The organism is Pseudoalteromonas sp. MMG013 (assembly GCF_018100885.1).
GTDB lineage: Bacteria > Pseudomonadota > Gammaproteobacteria > Enterobacterales > Alteromonadaceae > Pseudoalteromonas > Pseudoalteromonas aurantia.
In genome coordinates this window covers 24,286-48,449 of record NZ_JAGJEE010000031.1, presented here as the reverse complement: position 1 = coordinate 48,449, position 24,164 = coordinate 24,286, and the positions used below count along the sequence as shown (strand labels likewise).

At 40.4% G+C, this 24,164-nt stretch carries 24 protein-coding genes and 1 pseudogene; 13 read left to right on the top strand and 12 right to left on the bottom strand.

The window, feature by feature from the left end; all coding sequences use genetic code 11:
- Positions 1-34 precede the first annotated feature (34 nt).
- Positions 35-553, top strand: a complete 519-nt coding sequence (locus J8L98_RS20145; protein ID WP_210997911.1) for a hypothetical protein — start codon at positions 35-37, stop codon at positions 551-553.
- Between the two features lie 155 nt (positions 554-708).
- On the opposite strand, the gene J8L98_RS20140 is transcribed toward J8L98_RS20145, so the two are convergent.
- The 4 genes from J8L98_RS20140 to J8L98_RS20125 form a co-directional block, all read right to left on the bottom strand.
- The gene (locus J8L98_RS20140) at positions 709-1,002 is read right to left on the bottom strand and encodes a YciI family protein (RefSeq protein ID WP_210997910.1); all 294 of its coding nucleotides are present in this window, start codon (positions 1,000-1,002) and stop codon (positions 709-711) included.
- Positions 1,003-1,112: 110 nt separating this feature from the next.
- On the bottom strand, positions 1,113-1,520 hold the full coding sequence (locus J8L98_RS20135; protein WP_210997909.1) for an MAPEG family protein: 408 nt from the start codon (positions 1,518-1,520) through the stop codon (positions 1,113-1,115).
- A gap of 84 nt (positions 1,521-1,604) precedes the next feature.
- The gene (locus J8L98_RS20130) at positions 1,605-1,970 is read right to left on the bottom strand and encodes an aldehyde-activating protein (RefSeq protein WP_247682637.1); all 366 of its coding nucleotides are present in this window, start codon (positions 1,968-1,970) and stop codon (positions 1,605-1,607) included.
- A gap of 8 nt (positions 1,971-1,978) precedes the next feature.
- Entirely contained in the window at positions 1,979-2,863 is an 885-nt protein-coding gene (locus J8L98_RS20125; RefSeq protein WP_210997908.1) for an NAD(P)-dependent oxidoreductase, read from the bottom strand.
- A 320-nt stretch (positions 2,864-3,183) separates the two neighbouring features.
- Between J8L98_RS20125 and J8L98_RS20120 the strand changes: the two genes are divergently transcribed.
- Both J8L98_RS20120 and J8L98_RS20115 read left to right on the top strand, forming a co-directional pair.
- Positions 3,184-3,666 carry a hypothetical protein gene (locus J8L98_RS20120; protein WP_210997907.1) on the top strand — a complete coding sequence of 161 codons (483 nt, stop codon included), beginning with the start codon at positions 3,184-3,186 and terminating at the stop codon, positions 3,664-3,666.
- A 346-nt stretch (positions 3,667-4,012) separates the two neighbouring features.
- Positions 4,013-5,224, top strand: coding sequence for a hypothetical protein (locus tag J8L98_RS20115; protein WP_210997906.1), 1,212 nt, complete (start codon positions 4,013-4,015; stop codon positions 5,222-5,224).
- Between the two features lie 88 nt (positions 5,225-5,312).
- Here J8L98_RS20115 and J8L98_RS20110 read toward each other — a convergent pair.
- A pseudogene (locus J8L98_RS20110) lies at positions 5,313-5,489 on the bottom strand (2OG-Fe(II) oxygenase); the annotation flags it as partial.
- A 166-nt stretch (positions 5,490-5,655) separates the two neighbouring features.
- The gene (locus J8L98_RS20105) at positions 5,656-5,934 is read right to left on the bottom strand and encodes a hypothetical protein (RefSeq protein ID WP_247682636.1); all 279 of its coding nucleotides are present in this window, start codon (positions 5,932-5,934) and stop codon (positions 5,656-5,658) included.
- Positions 5,935-6,208: 274 nt separating this feature from the next.
- On the opposite strand from J8L98_RS20105, the gene J8L98_RS20100 reads away from it, so the two are divergent.
- Both J8L98_RS20100 and J8L98_RS20095 read left to right on the top strand, forming a co-directional pair.
- Positions 6,209-6,949 carry a dienelactone hydrolase family protein gene (locus tag J8L98_RS20100; RefSeq protein ID WP_210997904.1) on the top strand — a complete coding sequence of 247 codons (741 nt, stop codon included), beginning with the start codon at positions 6,209-6,211 and terminating at the stop codon, positions 6,947-6,949.
- Between the two features lie 36 nt (positions 6,950-6,985).
- Positions 6,986-7,603 carry a hypothetical protein gene (locus J8L98_RS20095; protein WP_210997903.1) on the top strand — a complete coding sequence of 206 codons (618 nt, stop codon included), beginning with the start codon at positions 6,986-6,988 and terminating at the stop codon, positions 7,601-7,603.
- 70 nt (positions 7,604-7,673) lie between these two features.
- On the opposite strand, the gene J8L98_RS20090 is transcribed toward J8L98_RS20095, so the two are convergent.
- From J8L98_RS20090 to J8L98_RS20080, 3 genes are read right to left on the bottom strand one after another with little or no spacing between them, the layout of a single operon-like run.
- A complete protein-coding gene (locus J8L98_RS20090; protein ID WP_210997902.1) occupies positions 7,674-10,772 on the bottom strand; it encodes an efflux RND transporter permease subunit in 3,099 nt (1,032 codons plus the stop codon).
- Positions 10,772-11,878: an efflux RND transporter periplasmic adaptor subunit gene (locus J8L98_RS20085; protein WP_210997901.1), complete on the bottom strand. Its 1,107-nt coding sequence runs from the start codon at positions 11,876-11,878 to the stop codon at positions 10,772-10,774. The genes J8L98_RS20090 and J8L98_RS20085 overlap by 1 nt, the downstream gene beginning before the upstream one ends.
- Positions 11,875-12,618 (bottom strand): TetR/AcrR family transcriptional regulator, encoded by a 744-nt coding sequence (locus tag J8L98_RS20080; RefSeq protein WP_210997900.1) that lies wholly within the window; start codon positions 12,616-12,618, stop codon positions 11,875-11,877. The genes J8L98_RS20085 and J8L98_RS20080 overlap by 4 nt, the downstream gene beginning before the upstream one ends.
- Before the next feature lie 203 nt (positions 12,619-12,821).
- On the opposite strand from J8L98_RS20080, the gene J8L98_RS20075 reads away from it, so the two are divergent.
- Together J8L98_RS20075 and J8L98_RS20070 are read left to right on the top strand one after the other, a co-directional pair.
- The gene (locus tag J8L98_RS20075) at positions 12,822-14,621 is read left to right on the top strand and encodes an FAD-binding oxidoreductase (protein ID WP_210997899.1); all 1,800 of its coding nucleotides are present in this window, start codon (positions 12,822-12,824) and stop codon (positions 14,619-14,621) included.
- A 184-nt stretch (positions 14,622-14,805) separates the two neighbouring features.
- A complete protein-coding gene (locus tag J8L98_RS20070) occupies positions 14,806-17,118 on the top strand; it encodes an isoamylase (protein WP_210997898.1) in 2,313 nt (770 codons plus the stop codon).
- A 44-nt stretch (positions 17,119-17,162) separates the two neighbouring features.
- Here J8L98_RS20070 and J8L98_RS20065 read toward each other — a convergent pair whose 3' ends face one another.
- Both J8L98_RS20065 and J8L98_RS20060 read right to left on the bottom strand, forming a co-directional pair.
- Positions 17,163-17,966, bottom strand: coding sequence for a DUF2145 domain-containing protein (locus J8L98_RS20065; RefSeq protein WP_210997897.1), 804 nt, complete (start codon positions 17,964-17,966; stop codon positions 17,163-17,165).
- A 29-nt stretch (positions 17,967-17,995) separates the two neighbouring features.
- Positions 17,996-18,343, bottom strand: coding sequence for a hypothetical protein (locus tag J8L98_RS20060; RefSeq protein ID WP_210997896.1), 348 nt, complete (start codon positions 18,341-18,343; stop codon positions 17,996-17,998).
- A gap of 132 nt (positions 18,344-18,475) precedes the next feature.
- Here J8L98_RS20060 and J8L98_RS20055 point away from each other — a divergent pair, with 132 nt between their 5' ends.
- From J8L98_RS20055 to yiaA, 3 genes are all read left to right on the top strand, one after another.
- A complete protein-coding gene (locus J8L98_RS20055) occupies positions 18,476-19,219 on the top strand; it encodes a helix-turn-helix transcriptional regulator (protein WP_210997895.1) in 744 nt (247 codons plus the stop codon).
- 1 nt (position 19,220) lies between these two features.
- Entirely contained in the window at positions 19,221-20,582 is a 1,362-nt protein-coding gene (locus tag J8L98_RS20050) for an alpha/beta fold hydrolase (protein ID WP_210997894.1), read from the top strand.
- Positions 20,583-20,712: 130 nt separating this feature from the next.
- Positions 20,713-21,144 carry an inner membrane protein YiaA gene (yiaA, locus tag J8L98_RS20045; protein ID WP_210997893.1) on the top strand — a complete coding sequence of 144 codons (432 nt, stop codon included), beginning with the start codon at positions 20,713-20,715 and terminating at the stop codon, positions 21,142-21,144.
- Positions 21,145-21,215: 71 nt separating this feature from the next.
- Here the strand turns inward: yiaA and J8L98_RS20040 are convergent, their stop codons facing one another.
- Positions 21,216-22,025 carry a helix-turn-helix domain-containing protein gene (locus tag J8L98_RS20040; protein ID WP_210997892.1) on the bottom strand — a complete coding sequence of 270 codons (810 nt, stop codon included), beginning with the start codon at positions 22,023-22,025 and terminating at the stop codon, positions 21,216-21,218.
- A 105-nt stretch (positions 22,026-22,130) separates the two neighbouring features.
- On the opposite strand from J8L98_RS20040, the gene J8L98_RS20035 reads away from it, so the two are divergent.
- From J8L98_RS20035 to J8L98_RS20025, 3 genes are all read left to right on the top strand, one after another.
- A complete protein-coding gene (locus J8L98_RS20035; RefSeq protein ID WP_210997891.1) occupies positions 22,131-22,724 on the top strand; it encodes a class I SAM-dependent methyltransferase in 594 nt (197 codons plus the stop codon).
- A gap of 443 nt (positions 22,725-23,167) precedes the next feature.
- A complete protein-coding gene (locus J8L98_RS20030) occupies positions 23,168-23,302 on the top strand; it encodes a bacteriocin (RefSeq protein ID WP_192509555.1) in 135 nt (44 codons plus the stop codon).
- A gap of 559 nt (positions 23,303-23,861) precedes the next feature.
- Positions 23,862-23,996: a bacteriocin gene (locus J8L98_RS20025; protein WP_210997890.1), complete on the top strand. Its 135-nt coding sequence runs from the start codon at positions 23,862-23,864 to the stop codon at positions 23,994-23,996.
- The last annotated feature ends 168 nt before the right edge of the window (positions 23,997-24,164 follow it).

Below are 24,164 nucleotides of genomic sequence, written 5' to 3'. Positions count from 1 at the left end.
AAGTTTTTTTACTTTTAAGGTGGTTTTTTAGCTTATGAGCATTTATTCCAATACTTTATTACTTACTTTATTGTTTATGTTGATGCTTGTGTCGGGATGTTCAGCGTTTGTTTATGATCAACCTGCGGAGGTAAAAGTCAGGCAAGAAAAGTCCAATGATTTGGCGAAGCAATCGCACATTGAAGGCGATGCTTACAGTGCAAAAATTAAAAATAGTGAGAGCACTTTGGTACGTCATGTCCAAGTTACGCCGTCAGATAGAATCAAGCTTAAAGGGCATACAATTAAAAAGGGTGATCGAGTTTACAATGTTACAACGGGTCAAATCGGTACTGTCACGGGGGAATTTGTGGTTGAGCTATACGGTTCACAACAAGCACCAGACATAAAGCAATTCGTTAAGCAGCCAGTGACAGGTGTTATCGTACGCTATAAAGTGATATCAACAGACGTTGATTTATTAAGTCGGCTTGAATCACTTCGAGGTTCTGAGGCGATTAAAAGTGTTGAACTACAAATCTTTTACAATGGCAAAGTTAATAGTGAGTATTAGTCTATAAACGTGGCGAGTTAGCAGAAATAGCCATGTGTGGCGGGGTTATAAATATCACTGTTTTGGTATAACAGTTAAAGAGCGCCGTTGATGCTTTGTGGTGCTCTTTAATGATGTTCTTTAACGACTTTATTTAAGGTAGGTGGTGAACGCGATTATGGTATTTGCTGTAAGAAATTTAACTTATGAGTCGTTTTCGAAGGGATGAATTCAGTGACCTCGTAGGTCGCCAATTTGTGCTGCTGGAATGGATCGTCTTTTAACGCTTCTTCTATCTCTATCGTTTGGGTTGTATTAGCAATAATAATGCCCCCCGTTCTTGGTTGTTTTCTACCAGAGATGAGAAATAGACCGCTTTCATAGTATTTATCTAAAAATAGTAAGTGTGCCGCTAAGTGTTTTTCAACTTCATGCAATGGGACTAAATAAGTCATCGAAATAATAAACATCGTGATCCTTATGAATAGTTAAAACATTATATTAACTATAAATATGCGATTTTTAATAGCGCTTTTGTACATTACGGTTGCGTATTAAAGTAATCGTAAACCGTGTTAAGTTATACCCACGCAGTGAGTCCTGTTATTAACATACTAAGTAGTCCAACTAACCCTAATCCGAATGCACAACTGCGCGCAAGTTGCAGGTTCATATAATAGAAACTCATATGTGCAAGCCGAGCAATGCCATAAAGTCCAGATGAAAAAGCCAACCAATCGGGGGCGCTTTGTGATAGAAGTCCGAAAAGTAGCAGTAGTATATAAATGGCGATACTTTCATTGGTATTTGCATGTGCTCTGGTTGCACGAAATACAAAGCTTTGATGATCTGATTCAATAGGATGACCCGCTTGGTGCTTGTTAAAAAACAACACTATGTCGGCAATGATCAACTGCAATAAAAAAAGTGTTGCTATCAATCCGCAAATTAAAATTGAAGTGTGATAGGTGATAAATATATCTGCCATAATACAAAAAACTCCTGTTATCTTGGTCTATGTCGAGTGCTATTTATCCTACCAATATGGCAATAGATTGCTATCTATTTATCGTTATTCATCAATAAATTGCCATGTATTCGCACCATCGAAGTGACGTACTCTAATTTGCTTTAAAAGCTCAGGTTTTATCATTTTGAAATTCATGGCCATGCGTTGTGTATTTCCCATATGGGTTGGTGTGTAATGGGTTGTGCACCCACATAAAGCACAGTGATGAAATTCAATACACTGATCCCCGTGGCAATAGCTGATAGGCGCTGAGCGGTGAAAACTGACAGACACATTGTTGGGGTGGGTGTATCCCCACAGAGCACCAAGTCTATGACAAATACTGCAATTGCAGCTCGTAAGCGAATCAATTGAAGCATCAAATGTAACGTTAATATTACCGCAATGACAGCTTGCTGAAAAAGTCATGGTGTTCCTTACTTTGAGAGGTTAATGACGGGCAACACTTCGGGTAACTCGTTATCGAGCATGGTCAACACGCTTTGGTAACCATGCATTGGTTGCCACTGTAACTCAGTTTGCGCCAATGCTGAATCATAGACCCTGTCGAGTGAACAAGGCATAGACCACTGACGTCGTCTAAACTCTGTTGCTAAGTCGGGCATTTTTTCATGAATAAGAGTGCCTGGATCCGTATAGAGCATTACACAATCTTTCGGCGTAAAGGGAGTTGAACCCGATATAATGTATGTTTTAAAACCCGGTAGGCGCAATTCAACGGCACAGGCATGCGCTTGTGCAACATCCCGTACGTCTATGCCACGAGTTGATCTGTATATACTCATTAAGTCTGCTGTCTCGGGGAAGCATCGAGACATTCTCAGCACAGTAACCGGTAGGTTAAATAAATGAGAGAGTTGCGCTAATTTTTTTTCAGCGGCTATTTTTGAAGTATGGTAGATGCTTTTCGGTTGCGCAGTAATGGTTTCGTCAATCCAACTCGCTTGATTCTCTTTGGTTGAAGCAAAGCCATATAATGCGGTGGTGCTGGTAAAGATAAAGTGCCGTAGGCCTTGTTTTATACCTTCCAAAGCTAATTGCTCAGTTGCCATAATATTAATAGAATTAAAATCTTCATCAGCAGCAATATTCACATGTGGAGCATGTAAGGCCGCACAATGTATCACCACATCAATATTGATTAATGCATGGCGAATCCGTGCCAAATCACGGATATCAGCAACTATATCAACCGTCGAACACGGTGTGATATCTACTCCAATAACATGGTGCAGCTGCATCAGTTTAATGTAAATAGCACGCCCAACGCGTCCAGCAGAACCCGTGATGAGTATTTTCAAGTTATCTCCTAAATATGAGTGCAAAGCATAATATGAATGAAGCAAGGTTTTTTACCTGTACAGCATATTGAAGCTTACACCGTGAAATTTGAAGGCATTATATGCTGTCAGTCAGCATCGTACTATGTATTCCATCAACTCCCCTTCGACGAAAAAGTAAATTTCGGTGTATTTTCTTGTGCTTTGTCTCTTTACTCAAAACGGCGTCTTAGAAGTTTTTAGTGTTACGGAGAATGTATTTCTCACTGTTTTAAAATCATAATTATTATTCGTAATATGTACTGTGGCGACTATTCTTTAATGAAAAAAGGAGCAAAGTTATGAATTGGTATGTGATTGCTTTTAGTTTTTTTATGAGTGCGCAAGTATATGCAAAGTGTGTCAGCGAAGCGTATCGACATTTTGATTTTTGGGTCGGTGATTGGCAAGTAAAGACGCCGGATGGGAAAATTGCAGGACGTAATGTAATCACGATTGACTATGAGGGATGTGTGATTAAAGAGCGCTATAAGGGGTTGTCGGGATATCGTGGGGAAAGTGTGAGTTTGTATGATGTTACGCGCAATTTTTGGCACCAGACTTGGGTTGATAACACGGGACTATTGCTTCAACTAGGAGGAGGCTTGCAAGGCAATAAAATGGTACTTACAGGAACTTCTTTTGATAGAGAAGGTAACTTGCTAGATGAAAGGATAACATGGACCCCTAATGCAGACGGAACAGTACGTCAGGTATGGCGTACCAGATCGCAAGATCAAAAATGGCAAACCATATTTGATGGTTTATATATTAAGAAAAAATAGCACTTTGCCACTAATCTTTTGTTTTATATTTGCTTTTAATACGAGATAGTTGACGAAAACCCATACTGTATATTGGTGATGATGCAATTAGATATCGTAAACCCCCTTTACAATAATTCAGTGGTGAATGTGTGGGTAATCGCGACAAAAAAGAGTAAGGCTGGTTGTGTCTGTGGCATTTTTTAGCGTTTATTGATATGAGCCCCAACCTAGCCTCTAAGTTACGTGTTTTATTAAACTCAATATCTTTAATTAACGGTGAAACACTCAATAATTTAAAAACTTATATATTTTGGGATACTGTGAAATACTGATAGTCTGCAGTGTTTTTAAATGTGTATCGGATATGATAGAAAACGTATTGAGATTATGGACTCGATGTATCGGTGTAAGCTGTGTGTTGTGTACCGTGCTTGTTGAAGCCAGAACCGTGGATATGAGCGCTTCATTTCCTTCATTACATATCTCTCAACAAGCTACTAATAATCAGCATGGTGTATCGGGCTTAGATAATCCTCGGAAAATTGCAACCTCTCGCGATAAGAAATCCATCTTTGTAGTGAGTGGAGATGATGATGCATTATCTGTATTCCAGTTAGACAGTGATGATCAGCTGTATTTCAAACAAACATTTAAAAATATTGATAATAATAGATATAAATTGGCAGGGGCATCTGACGTTATTGCACTTGATAATGGCAAGTGGTTAATCACTGCTAGTTTTTACGATGGCGCACTGTCACTTTTTAGCAAAGTTGAGCAAGGTGGTTATCAATTTGTTCATTCATTAAGTGATGATTTATCAGCAAAACGCGTATTCAAAGACCCGACGCCCGTTGGTGGGCTGGATAACTTAAAGCTACTTGCACCATGGAGTATACTTAAGCTTGATGAGCAGCATTTTGTGGTAGCCAGTTACAAAAGTGACGCAGTACGTTTCTTTAAGTTATCCAATGGACGAATTGTAACGAATGAACCCGCCAATAAAGGGGTCAATAAGCAACAGTTCGGTTCACCCGTCGCTGTGCAACCAATAATGAACAAAGAGACAGGACAGAAGAAGCTCATTGTGGCTGGTTTTAACGACTCTACACTGACCTTATTAGATAAAGGTGATACACAATATTATGCTGTGAGCCAGCGTATAAGTTTAAAAGAGTATGGATGTTTAAATCCTCAAGCAATGCAAGCTGTAGAGGTAATAAATAAATTATATGTAGCCTGTTCAGGTAGCGATAAAATTTTAGTGTTGCAAGAATCACAACGCAATCAATTTAAAGTGATTCAGGTTGTGGCCCATCCGCATTTGCAAGGCGTTAATAGTTTAGCTATGGCGCGCGATGGAAGATGGGGCTATGCGGCTTCCGAAAAAAGCAATGGTGTGATTGTTTTACAAAATAAACCATTAACGGGTTTATCAGTATCAACTGTAGTATTGGATAACACGCCAGTCGTTTCATCTATTTCATCACTGACATTAACACGTCCAGATTTATTAGTTGTGACTTCAGCGAAACAAGATACGCTATATTTATTGAATGTCACTGCACCACATTAGCTATAGCTTGTCCTGATGTATGGATAAGCTCAGTTCCTCACGTATCATAAGGACATATGTTTCCGTGACTTTGTAGCGAGGGCGCGTGCTATTTTGCAGATTTAACCCAGCCGATACTCAATACATAGCGTGTACCTTGCTCTACTTTTGACACCGCATGCTCACATAAATCGGGTCGAAATAACTTAATTCTAGACGTGTTAACTAAAGGGTGTTTGCAAATAAAGTGACCACCTTTTATCGACTTTTTTAGTATGATATTTAGGGGCTGTTGATCTTTTAGGTTCATTTTTGCAGCAGTTTGATTGGCTTTTATACAAGGCAGAGGCTGCGTAGCATGGTTATTCCATGTGAGTCAGCCGATAACATAGTAGAAAAGCCAATCAAGCGCTGCCTACCGGTTCTTTTGAGCATCCCTTTCTCTTTGTTGCTTAATATTCGCTTAGATTACTAGGCCACATATTAAGCGCCGCGATAAAAGCATGCTCAAAGAGAACAAAAATAGAACAGCAAAGTTCAACAGCCCCTAGTCTGTAATGCTTGCCTTTTTCAACTTTATCCGTATGTGGTGGTATGACACTGCCTTTGGGGAATTTGAGTAAGTACACATCAAACTTTATTGGCCAATACGCACCACATAGTAGCATTTTATGGTAACCAGACTGCTGACGACCTTGCTGCCAACGAAAAATAGGTGAGATTATTTTCATCTTATCCTCAATAAAAAACGCAGTACATAAGCTTGGAATATTGCGAGGGAGTACGTGTTCAGTAAAAAGTAACACATTGGTTAACAACTACTTTATTTATATTCCTTTGAGTTAGAGCAGTTGTACAACTGCGCATTTTATTTATATAACCTTAAACTAGATAAAGAGCATATCGTAAAGCGTCATAGTGAGCCATGTTGAGCACAAATAATGTTACTTTTTGTGCCTAAATACATTACTCTACTCCATAATTTTTTTGAACTGTGACTTTATTATGGTAATTACACACCAGACTCACGATATTAAAACGCCTACGGGTGTCATGCGCACGTATCATTATCAGCCCGCCGAGCAAGGCAGTTATCCGTGCATTATTTTTTATTCAGAAATCTTTCAACAAACAGCGCCGATTGCGCGCTCAGCCGCCATTTTAGCTAGCCATGGCTTTCACGTGTTGGTACCTGAAGTGTTTCATGAGTTGAATCCGATTGGTACGGTACTCGCTTATGACGATGAAGGGAAAGATAAAGGCAATGAAGATAAATGGACTAAGCAATTGGAACATCATGATAGTGATACACAGGCCCTCGTCGATTTTGCCGAACAATTAACTGGATGCAATGGACATGTTGGCGCGATGGGCGTGTGTATTGGTGGCCATCTAGCATATCGAGCGGCATTAAACCCCGCTATTAAAGCTGCATTTTGTTTATATGCAACAGACATACACAGTGATTCTCTCCCCAGTGAGATTGGTAACGGATCATTGGAAAGAATGAAAGATATTCAAGGTGAAGTGCATTTCGTATGGGGGAAACAAGATCCGCATGTGCCAATGGAAGGTCGGTTACGGATATACACGTCATGTCAGCGTACGGGCATTAATTTCCAATGGCAAGAAGTCAATGCACAACATGCATTTATGCGAGATGAGGGCGATAGATATGATGCGGCATTGGCTATGTCTATGTATCAAGACGCTGTGGCACTCTTTTCACGATGCTTAACACTGTAAAACGTATTTTCGAGCGTCTGTGGGGGCGATTAAGAAATGGATCGGATTGTAGTGCCAGCTAAACATATCGGGCTTAAGCCAAGACGCCAAGGGTGTCCTACCAAGACGCGTGTTATTGCGATATCAGGGGCATCAGGTGCAGGTAAAACATCGGTTATAAAAAAGCTTGCGCAACAATTTGACGCGCCCTACCTGCTCTTTGACAGCTATGTGGATAATGACACGTATCCAGCAAATATGAAGCGTTGGTTTGCTGACGGTGCGAATGTATCTTTAATACATACACCGAAATTTACGCTAGCACTGAAGCACCTTGCTGAAACGGGGCGCCACCGTTATATTTTTATTGAAGAACCTTTTGGCAGGCAACGATGTGTTATGGATGAGCTAATCGAATCGGTGGTATTGCTCGATACACCATTAGAGTTGTGTTTATCTCGGGTTGTTCGACGCCATACGTCTGCTCAAAGTATAGATTCACTGGCGGCCTATTTAGATAAATATGAAGACTATTTTAGAGATATTTACTGTGCGGTCGTTGAACAGGTTAGGAGTAATAGTGATTTGGTAATGAATGACGTGCAATCGCTTGATATAACAGTTAATCGGGTGCGTAATTGGCTGTTAAGTGTTGACACTAAAATTAGTATCTAACGGGGATTTTCTTGTCGTTTATTGGTTGAGAATGAGGAAGGCAGTACACTTGTACCGCCTTCTCACGTATTTACAGTGCCGTAGGAACTGGGGTCGTGGTTAGTGCGTGCTCAGACTCCACTTCACCACGATGGTCTTTTGCTATGAGTTGATATAATAACGGCAAGATAATCAAGGTAAAGAAAGTACCAATTAGCATACCTGCAACGAGAATGATGCCGATACTGTTCCGTGCTTCAGCGCCAGCACCAGTTACCAGCACCAAAGGAAAATGACCTAACACAGTTGCGCCTGTTGTCATCAATATTGGACGTAAACGGGTACTTGCTGCACCTTTTACAGCATCAAGCTTTGATTTACCTTCTAATTGTAGGTGATTGGCGAATTCGACGATTAAAATTCCATTTTTAGCAATTAATCCAATCAATGTGATTAACCCGATTTGGCTGTAAATATTGATGGTTGTTAATGACAAAAATGGCAACATTAATGCGCCCGATAACGCCAGAGGGGCACAGCCCAACAACACGACGAGCGGGTCTCTAAAGCTATTAAATTGAATGGCGAGTACAAAATATACAATGATCATGGAGACAAACAGCACCCCAACCATGGTATTACCTTCTTTACGCAACTGTCGAGACTCACCTGCATAATCAATTGAATAGTTGGTCGGTAATAAATCATTCGCAATGGCTTCAATATTGGCAAGACCCTGCTCCTTGGTGATATGGGGTAGAACACCCGCAAAAATTCTAAATGATGCTTGCTGGTTGAAAGACCCGAGCACTCTCGGACTCGTGAACGTATCAAGACTTGCAAATGACGAAACGGGTATGAGTTCACCATCTGCTGTGCGAATTTTCATATTTAAGATACTTTCAGGGTTATAACGCTCCCCACTGTCAACAACGGGGATAACGCGAAACGCCTTACCTTCTTTATTAAAGTAGTTAACAAAATTATTGGACATCAAGACACTGAGTTGCTCATTAACTGACGCCAAATTCAGCCCTAAATCGGCCACTAATTCACGGTCTATTTTTAGTTCGGCTTGTGGAAGGTCGAGTTTCAAATCTGTGTTAACAAAGAGAAAGCTGCCACTGGCGTTCGCTTTTGCGATGATCTCATCGGCATACTTTTTCATCGTAATGGCATCGTCATTGGCACGCACCACCATTTCAACATCAAATTGGCCTGCAGTTGGCAATGATGCAGGTAAAATTGGGAATAAACTCAGGCCTGTCACGCTGCCTAGGCGGCCATATAAATCGAATAATAAATCATGAACAGAGTGTTCTCTCTCCTCAAAAGGAGCAAGTTCTACGCCACCAAATCCAGCTGCCGCAGTGATTATTTGCCAAGTGAACTTTCCACCTTCGGTGTTATTCATAACCTCAGCTGTGTCATTCATTTTGCTCGCAGTGTAGGCTTGAGATGATTCAGGCGGCGCCTCAACGACCACTTGAATCGAACTTTGATCTTCAATTGGCGCAAGCTCTTTTTGAGACAATAGATAAAAAGGCACAGCTAATAACGAGAGTATCACGGCAATAAAAATAAGTTGTGGACGCATACTGAACAATGTGTCAAAAAGCTTGAAGTACGCATTTTGTAAGCGGTCAAAATAGCTATTTACTAATCGTGTTAACCGACCTTCCTTACCTCCTTCAGGGCTGACATAGGCACTCATTATTGGAGATAAAGTGACAGCAACGACACCAGAAATTAACACGGCAATTGCCAAAGTAAATGCAAACTCCCTGAATAAGAAACCAGTTAACCCTGTCAGGAAGCCAATAGGTGCATAGACGGCGGCAAGTGTTAAAGTCATTGCGATCACAGGAACTAGCAATTGGCGTGAGCTAATTAAAGCAGCTTGCAACCGAGGTTTACCTTCACGCATGTGACGAGCAACATTTTCAACCACCACAATAGCATCATCAACCACAAGGCCAACAGACAATACGATTGCTAATATAGTGAGAAGATTCAGAGAAAAACCAATCAATGAGATAACAGCAACAGCGCCAAAAATAGAGATAGGAATAGTGATTAGTGGCACGAGCGCAGTTCTAAATGATCCCATCATAGCCACTACGACAATCCCAACCAGCAGCACAGTTTCAGCTAATGTGGTGAATATTTCTTTAATCGAATCACGCATGTATAATGTGCCATCATACCCAATGGTAATTTGCATGCCATGCGGCAATTGCTGATTCAGTTCATCTAGCTTAGTGTAAAGCACATCACCAATGTCAATTTCATTGGCTCCAGGTAGCGGCCAAATAGCGAGGAATACTGTGTCATCATAGTCAAGTCGAGCCGTTACCATCCCTTGTGCTTCACCGATCTCTACATTTGCAACTGTACCGAGTCGTAATTGGCTGCCATTTACTTCTTTAATTATAAGGTTATTAAAGTCAGCGACACTTTTTAAGCTGGTATTGGCCAGCAAATCGATACGTTGACGCTTGTTTTCGCTATAGCCTAAGGTTGCGATGGTGTTGTTAGCTTGTAATGCGGCAAAAATATCATTGGCACTTAGGTCATAAATAGCGAGTTTGTCGTTGTCTAACCAAATACGCATCGCAGGATTACGTCCCCCTTCGAGCGTGACTTTTTGGACGCCTTTGATATCGGTCAGTCCCGGTACCACATTTCTGGTTAAGTAGTCACTTACTTCGCCACGAGGTAAAGATTGAGACTCTACATTGAGATAAAAAACAGCATAAGGGCTGTCAGCTCGAACAATCTCAATCGCAGGGTCTTCGGCGCCAGTAGGCAGCTCAAACTTAATTTGTCCAAGGCGAGTACTCATTTCAGCCAATGCATCGGTGGTATTATGGTTGAGTTGAAGCCATGCTGTGACTTTACTTAAGCCCGATGTAGTTACTGAGTCGACATAATCAACGCCTGGTACTGAGGAGACAACCCGCTCAATAGGTTCAGTGACATAGCCTTTGACGACATCAGCCGAAGCACCGGTATAAACGGTATTAATGACCAGAGAAGCACTTTCTATTTTTGGATATTGTTGTATTGATATTTTATTGGCGGCATTGAGTCCTGCCATAATGATGAGTAACGATAGAACTATCGAAAGAACCGGACGGTTAACAAAAATATCCATAAATGAGGGTTTGTTTTCATGTAGTGCACTCATTACTCCCCCTTAAGCGATGTGTCAGCTGGAACTTGGGTATAAACAAGCAGTTGGTCTTTGAGTTTAAATGCCCCTTCGGTTGCTATAAATTCGTGACCTGCTAAGCCGTTGGTGATGATTTGTAAATCCCCTTGGCGTTCACCGAGTTCAACTTGAATCGATTTAGCGCGCCAATTTTTGGTGTCATCTTGGCTTAATGTAAAGACGAAAGCACCGAGGTGGTTCCGTGCGATAGCATTGGATGGCACAGCAAGAACTTGGTTACTTGGTGTAGAAACGACCACTGATACCATTTGATTATGATGCAGTTTTTGTTGACTATTTTTAAGTTCAGCTCGATAAGCAAGTTGCCTTGCTGATACATCAATCGTGGCGCTCTTAGCGATAACTTTTGCCGTGAGTAATTCAGACTCACTAATGTTTGTCGATACGATACGGATATTAACCTCATCCCCTACAATTAATTGAGGGAGTGTTTGTGGTAATTTAAAGTCGACCCATATCGTGTTATCAAGTGCTACGAGCGATGTGAGCAGTGTATTTACATCTAGAAGTTGCCCAGGTTGATATTGCGTCAATCCGATTTGTCCATTAAACGGTGCTCGGATGGTTTTCTTATCGATAACCGCGGTTAAATTCGCTATTTCAGCTTTGGCTATCGTGACATCAGCGTCTGCTTGGTCAACTTGGTCTGGGCTAACGCGTTTTTGTGCTAATAGTTTAGCAAGGCGTGTTTGCGTCGATTTTGCTAATGTTAATCTTGCATTGGCGGCTGCAAGATTCGCGCGTTCAATACTGGTATCTAGCTCAAACAAGATTTGATCCTGCATCACAAAATCACCCGGTTGATAGTTTATTTTTACAATTAAGCCGGCATACTCATTGCGAATATCTAAGGTGCGTTTTGCTTGTAGTTGGCCAATGACTTTACTTTTTTTACTGTATTCGATGCGTTCCACGTAACTTGATTTTACCGATGCTGACGGCTCAGGGAATGACTCGCCAAAGGCTATCGCAGCTTGTATCTGAGTAAATTTCATAAAGCCTAATGAGGCGATAATAACACCCAAAATGAGTACCGATATTAGCCAACGTTTAATGTTCATAATGCCCCCTTAGGGTCGCGTAAGTGAATGTTTTCCAAACTGGTTTGTATGGTTTTTATGGATTCTTGGGTCAGTGGCTGTTGCCAAGGGTAACTGTTGAGAAATCGCATGGAACTGCGAATAATAGGGTCATTCTCAGACAGCGGTTCAAGTAGGGAATCTGTGCCTTCACCGATTTGCCTAAATTGCTTAACGCGTTGAACTTGTTGATAGCCAACAGACAGAGACCATGAGCCTATCATTATTTCTTCAATGGTCTGCGACAAATTAAGCTCAGTGGTGAGCTCTCCGGAGTTAATACCATCTGTTAAAGCTAACTTAAATAATTGCTCACAGGCGGTATTGGCCATGATCATTTTTTCTGTCCATGTTGTGGAAGCGCGGCTGATCACGGCTTCATTGGTCGCATAAGAAAGCAGATCGTTATCGAACCCAAAGCGCTGCATTTTTTTGGGATCAATAAACTCGATTGCAAGGATTTTCTCTGGTGTGGAAATGGGTAAAGACAAGACTTGATTGAAAATACCGCTGACATGTAAGAATGCTCGGTGAGCGAGCGCAAGCACAATGTCTTCCTTACTTTGCACATGCTTATAAACAGACCCCATAGATAAACCAGCTGTTCTAGCGATTTTAGCCATAGTGAAATCGGTCACGGATGATTCGTTAATGCATTCTTCCGCGGCATTTAAAATCATTTCAAGTTGCTTTTCATGACTGTACTTGGGAGCTGGTGCCATATATACCTCGAAGTTAAATTGCTAAGTAACATCATTCGAATGATATTCGAATGATGTTATTGTAAATTTTACATCCTTAAAGTCAAGCTTTCTTAAATGCACAATTCGAACTAATGTAAGACTGTGTAATATTATTTCAGTTATAAATTTTGAATACTAAAAGAAAAGAACACTGACTATTTAGCCTATAAGGAATTGAAGCCATGCAGAGTGAACAAGATAGAATACAAAAGCTTGTCGATACATTGAGTAACCATTTAGCGCGTTCTGGTACATCAGAAAATCCGGATCCTCAACAGCAACGAAACGCGATTCAAGGTGTATTTGCTACGACGGTAAATAATTTTAACTTGTTTTATCAGTCAGCCATTGAAGGTGGGTTTTCAGCAAAGCGTCTTTTAACTCAAAAGCTAAATGGGCTGAGTGATGTTGCGGGTTTAAACAATTATCAAACAGAAGCTATGGTGTTTAATACGCGTTTCCAAGCTCATCCATTTGCCATTGCATTGTGTGAGACCACACTTGAAGTGCAATTTATTTATAAACTCGCTATTGAATATAACTTACCGATTAGAGTGCGCTCAGGAGGTCATGATCATGAAGGGGAATGTAGTGGCAGCAATACTATTTTGATTGATGTCAGTCGAATTAAGCAATTTTGTTACGATGAAAAAACGGAAGTTGCGACGATTGGCGCAGGTTATCGTTTCTACCAATTAACTCCATTGCTTGCTGCTGAAGGCAGAATGATTGCTCATGGTACGTGTGCAACGGTTGGTTTAACTGGGTTTATTCAAGGGGGAGGTTGGGGACCTTGGACCCGAAAATACGGTATGTGTTGTGAATACCTTGTTGGCGCAACCGTGGTATTGGGCAATGGTGAAGTGGTTGAAGTCTCAGAGGCTTGTCATAGCGATATTTTGTGGGCATTACGTGGTGGCGGCGGTATGAGTTGGGGGATTATTACCGAGCTAAAAGTAAAAACATTTGTGTTGCCAGATGAAATCCATCGATTTGAAATTGTTTGGAATCAGTTCATGAAACCAGATCCGGCGATTGAAGTATGTGTGCCGTTAGAAGATTGTCCAACGATTGATATACTCAAAGCGTGGGAAGCAACGATCCAGTCACAAAAAACGGCAAACTTGTTGGGTACCAATTTAAAAATTAATGCTATTGCAAAAGTATCCCATTCAAACATTAATGAGCTATATCATCCATGCACCATGTTTGGATATTGGGAAGGCACAAAGGAAGCATTGGACAAGTATATCAACGATACCTTCGTTAATCCGATGCACGGTAGGCCTCGTGTTAGTACATCCAAAGTGGGCGGCAAGCGATTGATTCTTAGTCAAAACAATAAGCAACAATACGATTATGATCATGCATTACTCAGCCATTGGGCACGCGAAAGTATTGCCGATTATAATACATTATTACATTCAATTTTAGGGCGGCATCAGCACGCGTTTACCCCTGATTATGATGCGCCTGCACCACATAAAATTACTTCAAAGTTGGTTAAACCCGAAGGTTTAACACAGCGTGGTTATGAACAATTGCTAAGCACGTTGACCTCAGAATTAGTGAAGAGTGAAAATAGTGGGTTAGGGTTGTTTAGCTATGTCACATTAGGGGCGATTGTTGGAGATTTTTATCAGCAATTAGATCAAAATAAGTCACAACTTGGAGTGTCATTTCCGTATCAACATTGTTTATATACGATTCAATATCAAACATGGTGGAACGAAGAGTTAAAGAATAAAGTTGAGCAGCAAAATAATGCTGTTTATGTTGATACAAATAGAGCTATGGACTGGATCTCCGCCAGTAGAAGTGCAGATATTGAGGGAGCATATGGTGCGTTTATTAGTTTCAAAGATGCCTCAATACCGACATCTGAATATTTTCAGCAGAATTATGGAACACTTGTAGAAATTAAAAAATGTTATATTAATGATCAATACAATCACTTGCGCACTCGAAAAACCATTATTTAATTGTTAACAATGTTCACGCCAAGCACGGTTTTGGCGTGAGCACATTCGGTGCATGACCCCATCCTACGTGCGGTTTAATTTACTGCTCTCACCTCTTATGAATACGTATGTAATCCATTGCTTTGTTGTTTTGTTATTCGTTACTGTTGTCGCCTGTCTAAATATTAACCAGGAAGTTAAAGTAATGATTATCAAAGCCCAGTCTCGGTTCTACATTCAGTGTCTACTGTTGTGTTGTAGTATTGTGACTTCTTACTCGGTGTCAGCTGCAATCAACCAACATCAGTTGGGGGTTACCCATCAAGAAAGCAATAACACGTTAACCTTTCGAATATACTCTTCCAGAGCCACTCGAATGGCCGTTTATCTTTATGCTAATGCAACTGGCAGCCATGAGATAGATCACTATGCCTTGACAAAAAACAGTGATGATATTTGGTCTGTCACGTTAGATAAAGCGCGTTTAGATGGTCGTTTACAGGGAACAGTTTATTATGGCTACAGAGCATGGGGGCCTAATTGGCCGTATCACCCTTCGTGGCAAAAAGGGAGCAATATTGGCTTTATTAAAGATGTCGATAGGTATGGCAATCGCTTTAATCCAAATAAACTACTGATTGACCCATATGCAAAGGAGTTGAGCCATGATCATTTAACGCCACAGTGGGATAGTGGCAATATCTATGCTTCGGGCAATCGTTTTCGGAATCTGGATAGTGCGTTAAAAGCGCCTAAAGGCATTGTCGTTGCACATTCACATCAGTCTACCGGAGTGAAACCGACTGGTGCGTTAAAAGATGACGTCATTTATGAGGTTCATGTTCGCGGGTTGACTAAAAATGATGAGAGTATTCCTGCTAATTTGCGAGGAACTTACCAAGGGGCGGCGTTAAAAGCTGGATATTTAGCTGATTTAGGCATTACCGCGGTTGAGTTCTTGCCTGTACAAGAAACACAAAATGATACCAATGACGTTGTAGCATCCACTGAGGGTGACAATTACTGGGGTTATATGACGTTGAATTATTTTGCACCAGATAGACGTTATGCGGCTGATAAGTCTCCTGGAGGTCCGACAAAAGAGTTCAAAAGTATGGTTAAAGCTTTCCATGACAAAGGGATCAAAGTATTCATTGATGTTGTTTACAACCATACTGGAGAGGGAGGTGCATGGAAGCAAGGTGACGCATCAACGTATAACCTATACTCTTGGCGCGGATTAGATAATCCAACGTATTATTCATTAACAGCAGACAGACAACATAATTGGGATAACACGGGTGTTGGAGGGAATTACAACACCTTAAATCCGATTGCTCAGAATTTGATAATAGACTCTTTAGATTATTGGCAATCAGAAATGGGCGTTGATGGTTTTCGCTTTGATTTAGCGTCTGTGTTGGGTAACAGTTGTGAGCATGGCTGTTTTCACTTTGATAAAACACTGAAAAATAATGCACTTAATCGCATCATTGATGAGTTTACGGAACGACCGGCATTGGGAGGGCAAGGCACTGATTTTATTGCTGAGTCATGGGCTATAGGTGGTAATTCATATCAAGTAGGCGGGTTCCCTAAAGGGTGGTCGGAATGGAATGGAAAATATAGAGACACCATTCGCAAAGACCAAAACCAAATGGGGCAAGAGTCAGTCAGTTTAGGACAGTTGGCGAACTTTTTTACAGGCTCTGCGAATTTGTACCAAGATGATGGTAGAGCCCCCTGGAATTCCGTTAATTTTATTGTGGCCCATGACGGTTTCACGCTAAAAGATTTATATTCTTGCAATGAAAAAAACAATCAGCACCTTTGGCCTTTAGGACCATCTGATGGCGGTGAAAATAGCAATCATAGCTGGGCACAAGGGTGGCATAATCAAGCGCAAGAACAGCGTAAAGCGGCGCGAAATGGTTTTGCACTATTAATGCTCAGTGCTGGTACACCGATGATGACGGGGGGAGATGAGTATTTAAGATCGTTAAAGTGTAATAATAACCCATATAACTTAGATTCATCTGCAAACTGGTTGAGTTATCGTTGGAATACGCAACAGCATCACTTTAATGCCTTTGCAAAAGGGATGATTGCATTTCGAAAAGCGCACCCTGCTTTACGTCCAGCTCACTTTTATTCAGATAAAGATAACAATGCGAATGTAATGGAGCAATTACGATGGTTTAAAAGTGATGGTTCAGTTGCAGATATTGGCTACTTTAATGATGCAAATAATCATGCAATAGCTTATCGAATTGATAGCAGCGAGTTTTCTGAGTCAACAGCGGCAATCTACATCGCATACAATGGGTGGTCAGATCAAGTTGAATTTACGCTTCCTTGGCCTGGACAAGGCAAGAACTGGTACCGAGTCACGGATACCGCGAACTGGAATGAAGGGGCTAATTCGGTTAACTCCCCAGGTAATGAAGAGTATATTGGCGGCGAGTATACTCAGTATGGGTTAGCAGGTCGTGCAGTATTAGTGTTGATAGCAAAGTAGTGAGGTGTAGGGCGGGCTTTTTATTTAGCCCGCTTAACAAAATGTTAATTAAACAAAGGCACGGCGCCTTTTTTGTGCTCAAAAATCACGGCGTTTTTAAGCAAACCAAACTCTTGTAAGTATTGAGCAATGCTCGTAAAGCTAGCTGTCTGTATTATTTTGTCGTGATCTTTAGTGGTAACTCCGTCGGCAAACCAATTTCCTAATGCTAATTTGATACGACTGACCTTCACTGGGGTTGCTTGAAAGTATGCTTTTGCATTCGCTTTTAAGCGCGGCATATTATCTGTTTGATATAGCGCTGCATTAATGACATTTAGCGTATGTTCAGTACAGTTTTGATATGCGTTATTAAATGGATTAGCAATCAAAGAGTAATGAGGGTTATGAAGCGACTTATTTACCCCAGATTGAATGGCTGCTATTAGTCGGGTTTGCAATTCAATGGTTGGGATAGCAATACCGGCTGTTAATGAATCAGCTCCCCAAAAAAAATCAACAGGGTAATCCGTAACTAATAAACTTTTGTTTGCATCTGTTTGTTCTTGATAGAGGTTGTGTATTGCATAACCTTTAACGCTTTCTCCGCTGTCTAACTGTATTTGTGAATAAACTGCAATTGCGGTATGAGTAAATTGAAAGCCTGCTGGTAACTTATTTTTTGGCTGTCCACGCCGAGCTATAATGAATGAGCGAGCACCATTTTTTGCCGCGTATTTTTCAACATCTTTTGCAAACAAAGCGATGGTGTTAGCATCAAAGCGAGTTTGCTTGGTTTGCGTGCTGCCTGCATATGTTGAACCGTGATAGAGAAGTATTAAGAACGTTATAGCAAGTCGTGTAGTCATATTACCGCCTTTCATTTTAGTCGCTCGATTTAGTTTTGATTTTTAATCGCTTCATTCGGTGCCCTATCAACCGTAATGGTAATTTCAGTTATTTCTAAAGGTGTATCTTGAGGCGCGTGAGAATGGCGATGAGTGCCACTTGCAGCGTCAATGAGTTTAGTACCGACTGCATGTGACGCTGAAGCTGTGCTGCCAGCAATGAGCAATGGCACAGCAACGATGCCACTGGCAACCTGTCCTGCAGATACAGTGCTATGACCTAATGCTAATGCAGCATGTTTGCTTGCTGTACTGGCATGTTCAGAGGCAGACTCCGCAGCGCAAACAAATGAGGATAGGATATATAATGTGCTGAATAAAAGAGTTGATGTTTTCATGGTAGCTTCCCTGTGATTAAGTTGCACCTAACTTAAATGATGGTATTCATTAGGTAAACCATATTGCTTGATGTATTAGAATAAACGACTTAAAGTATTGTAATAGTATTCTTTTCTGATTTTGGGTGACTGATGAGTCAAATTTCGTTGGTGAGTGACACATTAAAAATGCTGTTGAAACAGCGTAAGATGACCTACAAAGATATTGCAGGTGAGTTAGATATGAGTGAAGCGAATATCAAACGCATTTTTGCAAACCAGAGCTTTACGTTGCAACGCTTAGAACAGATTTGTAATCTATTGCAGATCAGCTTATCCGATTTATTTTCTATTACTCAGAAGCAACAAAGTCAGTTAACTGAGCTGACATTTGAACAAGAACAAGAATTAATCGATAACCCAAAATTGTTATTGGTTGCGGTATGTGTAAGAGATGCGTGGGATTTTCAAGAGATCATAGCGCATTATGAAATTGATAAATTTGAATTGATCCAACTTTTTGCGCGTTTAGATAAAATAAAGTTAATACAGCTACTCCCTAACAATCACTATAAGCTATTGATAGCCCAAGATTTCAGGTGGTTAAAAAATGGGCCGTTAGAGCGGTTCATGGAACAAGAAGTATTACATCGTTTTATGGCGAGTAAGTTTGATGAGCCGAATAGTTTTAGGTTTTATTTGCGTGGTCGATATTCACAATCCTCGATTGAAGTTATTCAACGCAAACTTAATCAATTAACTAAAGAGTCAGCTATTTTGAACCAAGAAGACGCCAGTTTACCATTATCAACAAGGGAACATATGGGATTATTATTTGCTATGCGTCCTTGGGAACCTTCATTGTTTGAACAATTCAGAAGAAAGAAGGATATATAATATGAAGAATACGCTATTTTTTGGGTTCGCTTTACTGTTGTTGAGTTCAGGCGAGTCGCACGCTCAAGCCCATATTGTGGATTGCGTGTCACTTAATACCAATATGAAGCATATTGAGTCTCTGGCTGATTCTGGGCAGTATCGGCAAACATTAGAGCCTGAAAAAAAGCCGTTTTTTGATTTTTCTAAGCAAGGGCCGTTTTCAGATTATTTAGAGTATGAACGCAATAGAATTCTTGCTGAAAATCCTAAAGGTCGCTTGCCTTGCCCGATAGCAACATCGGTTAGCACGCATTTGTATGGCGACAAGTCGCTACAGGTGGTGGACTTAATTTCGCCTTTTCAGCTCAATGCACCGAAAAATAAGTCAGAGCCAACGCATAGGGGTGTCTTGTTGATACATGGTTTAACCGATTCACCTTATTTGTTTCATGATTTAGCTGAACAGTTTTTTCAGCAAGGGATCACTGTACGTACATTGTTACTGCCAGGACACGGTACCGCACCTTCAGCATTGGTGGATGTGTCACAGCAGCAATGGCGTATTGCAACACGCTATGCCGTTGCAGCGATGTTAGAAGATTTTGACACTGTGTATTTGGGGGGATTCTCTACCGGCGGTGCATTACTCATCGATTATCTTAACCAGCACGACTTGACTGTGGCCGAAGAAGCGAAAATTAAGGGGGTGATGTTGTGGTCGCCTGCCAGTCGTGCAAAATCGAGTATGGCGTGGGCGGCGCAATATATGGCATGGTTTAAAGACTATATGGAAAGCAGCGGCGATATTGACTTTGCAAAGTATGAGTCTTTTCCATTTAACGCAGCTGCGCAAGTGCATAATTTAATGCAGCGCATTCAGCCCGAAAAACTTGCTTATGTGCCAGATATACCGCTATTTTTGGTTGCTGCGCAGGCTGATCAGACTATCGATACGCAAAGCACATTGTCATTGTTGACGCATTGGCACCTCAGTGGTGCACGTAAAAGCAAAGAGCAAGATACGCTGATATACTATGGTGAAAACGCTCGGCTTAAATCATTATCCAGAAGTATAACAGTGTATAACCCCACAGAATGTCGAGGTGACGATTATTGTGGTTCTATAAAAGGTATATCTCACACCGCAACGACCAACGCACCAACCAATCCACATTATGGCTGGGGTGGAACATATCGTAGCTGTGAGCATTTAATGGGGACTGATAACTACAGAGTCTGTAAACAAACAGACACGCCAATATTGGGTGAAACTACGGTGGAAACACTGCATGACACCCCCCAATTACAGCGACTGACCTTTAACCCTTACTTTGAACAAATGACTGACGCGCTAACACAGTTTATTAAAACCACGCAATGAAGGTATTACATTAATATACTTAAAGTCGAAAAATATTGACCTTTCTTTAAAGAGGTTTACTTATATGCAGATGTTATCAATACTGACTCTATCGTTTTACAGGGCGTACAATTTAATAACGGAGTAAGTGATGATTATAAGTAAACCAACCAAAGCATTTAGATTGGCATCAATTTTTGCATTATTAGCGGGTGTATTCGGATTCTTAATTGGCCTGATGAATGCCCAAATGCAATTGAACGAAAAAGGCTATTATTTTGCAATTTTGTTATTTGGGCTATTTTCATTTGTGTCCTTACAAAAAACGGTGCGAGATAAACTTGAGGGGCAGACTATTTCTAAGCCCTACCTTTTAATGTGTTGGGTAGCTGTGGGCGCAGCAATTGCTATGCTGGGCGCCGGGCTATATCACGCAGAACTATTATTGAGTGAAAAAGGGTTCTATGCCATGGCGTTTCTATTGAGTGGTTTTTCAGCAATTACCGTACAAAAAAATGTTCGAGATACGATGGTACTGGAAGAATCCCAAGCACCGAGCGTGCTGGTGGAAGAGGCTAAGTAAGGCCATGATAGAACGATACTTACCCGCTAAGTACCGTTCTGAGTAAGTTGAAGCGTTGTTGTGTCAAACGTTTAATCGTGCGTTTGACTTTTATTAGTACGGCGCCATGCAGAAGGGGTTTGCTGATACTGCTTTTTGAACTGTCTTATAAAGTGTGTCACATCTCGCCAACCAGCTTGATAGCCAATAAGTTCTACCTTCTCATCGGTATTTAGCAACAACTCCACTGCCATCTTTAACCGATATTTTAAGATCCACTGACCTACCGAGTACCCCGTAGCTTGCTTCATTTTACTCGCAAGATGGGCCGAGTTGATATGCAGAGCATGCGCAACGTCTTTTAATGAGAGCCCTTCACAGCTATGTGCTTGTATGTAGCGCATCGCTTTATCAATTTTTGTGTGGCCATTGATTTCAATTGCGGTTAATTCTGATGCTTTGTTGGCTTCATTGAGCACGAGATAAATTAAGCTCTCTAATACTTTATGCGATTTGCCTGTGGCGAGCTCCGTTTGGATTTCCAAAAATAGTGAAGTGACATAACTTACCCGCTCTTCAGCAAGTTTGCAAATAGGCAACGCGCCATCCCTTATAGCTGTAAATGATCGCATAAACTCATTTTTTTCATCTAACTGGAAAAAGCGGCCAGAGAAACTTAGCCAATGCACTTGCATGTTTTTTCCTTCTAGTAGCGCGTGCGGCATACCCGCAGGCACGAGCGTCAGCATACCAGGGGTAATGTTGACGCACTGCTTGCCCTTTAGTTTGACATAGCCTGCGACCATGAGAGTGACGATATAATCTTCATGGGCATGATGTTCATCATGACTTAACTCTGATATATCAGAGAAGCCAGAATCTATGTGTATGTATGAGGTCAAAATCAAAAACCAAAAATAAGCCGATTTAAACCAAAGTTTAGCACTATATCGAAAAGGAGAACTAAGCGAAACTTCAGTTACACAAAATGAATTGAGGTTTATCAGATGAGTCACTGGAATAATGAACACGCGTTATCTTATGATGAAAAATGGGGGGAGCTTGCATTTCATACAGAAATACCGACCTTAGCTGGGGTGGCTGACAACTTTCACATTGCTGAAATTGGGTGTGGTGGTGGGTATCTAAGTATGTGTTTAGCACAAAGCGCAGAGGGGGTTCAGGTGCTGGCACTTGATCCAACCGATACGATGATTGAACGGGCAAAAAACAGACAAAAAAAATCTGATTTACGTTTTCCACAACTTCAATTTATTAAAGCAGGTGCTGAAGAGTTGCAGGTAAACACAGGCTCTTTAGATTTGGTTATTGCGGCATTTTCGATACATCATTGGCAAAATGCTGAGTTGGCGTTGTCATTAATTTTTCAAGGACTAAAACGAGGCGGTCGAATTTGGTTATGTGAGGATGTTAATGCGCCTAGTTCGGGGGATTTGATGGTTGACGTAAATTTGAAGACTTTTTCTGGGGTTAAAGAGCGGCTGCAAAGTGTCGGTTTTGAGAGTATTGTGAAAAATGTCCATGTATCAAGTGAAGGAGAGTTTTTGATCATTGAAGCACTCAAACGTACAGACAAATAGGTGGCGCAATGTAAAGTCATAATAGTGCTTTATCGAACCCAAATTTTGGGGTGACGCTAATTTAATGTTTTTTGTTAGGTTAATTCATTATTTGGCTCATGCGAAATTAGCGATATAGAGTGCGAGAAAAATCACTGTATTAAACGATATAGAAGATGGGGTTTTTTAATAAATACGTTCTAAGTGATTATATTTTACTATAAATGTTATTAGCTTACATAAACCTCTGCTTGATACGCTTATTACTATTTATTTTAACTTTTTACTCCAAGCATCACGTCGTTTAACGGGGGGGATGTAGTAACAACGAGATGCTGGTTCAATCTATATATGTGACAGTTATGTAACAAATTAGTGTAAGTAATATTAAGGCGCAAAGTGTTTGACCCTATCTGCTTTTATTGATAATGTTTAGTTTCAATTGTGTAAACAAGGAAAGCAAAATGAAAAAGAATATTGCGTTAAAAGTAAAAAAGCTAACTGCTAAAGAGCTAAAAAGTGTTGTTGGTGGCGATGCAAGAGATGTTCAATACCGTATTGCTGGCGCAGATGGTCAGGAAGGCATGGCTTTTCATTAAGCTAAAGTAACGAATAAGAGGTTTGAACTTTCGTTTAGACTTCTTTTTTAATTAACCGGTATTTTATATTTTGTAATAGTTAACGCACAGTTATTTTGTATAAATATCTTGAATGTGGTTTAGCTTATTTTTCTTATAAGCTTCTGTTAACTCTTATAGAGAGTACTCCTTTGAATTTACCAATGAAGTTGACTGGTTAGTATTTGTTGTTGTATTTCCATTCGAAATTATTTTAATTGTAATTAGATGCTTTTTATATTGTTAACCTTTTCTGTTTTTTTAATTAGTGAAAGTAAGTTTATTTAATTACCTTTCTAACCTCCCAAGCGCAACTAGTATGAGTATGAATCTCTTATGCTGTGTAATCATTAGCGTTTTCATTTTTTATGTATGCTATTTTTTGTAGATGCGAGAGTTTCGTATTTATGAACTATTTATGTGCTTATATATCATTGGACCAAGTCGATTAAATTATCAGTTATTTATGAAGCTATACATTTGACTGAGTATGTTTTTATTGGTAGAGTTTAGTTTCTATTTTGTTAAGAAGGAAACTGGAATGAAAAAAAATATCTCGTTAAAAGTAAAAAAACTAAACTTAAAAGAACTTAAAAGTGTTGTTGGTGGCGATGCAAAAAATGCGCAATATCGCGCTGTAGCCGTAGAAGCCAGTGAATATAACGCTGTTTACTAAGTTGATATAGAACATGGTAGGTTTAAGCTTTGGCTTGAGCCTATTTTTAAACTGTAATATTCCTAATACGAACCCCGCAATTGTAAATTTATAACCAATTAAGCCATTGGCGTTTTGTGGTTTTTTAAGTGGATGATTTTTAAAAATTGAAGTGGAGTGTGCTTCATT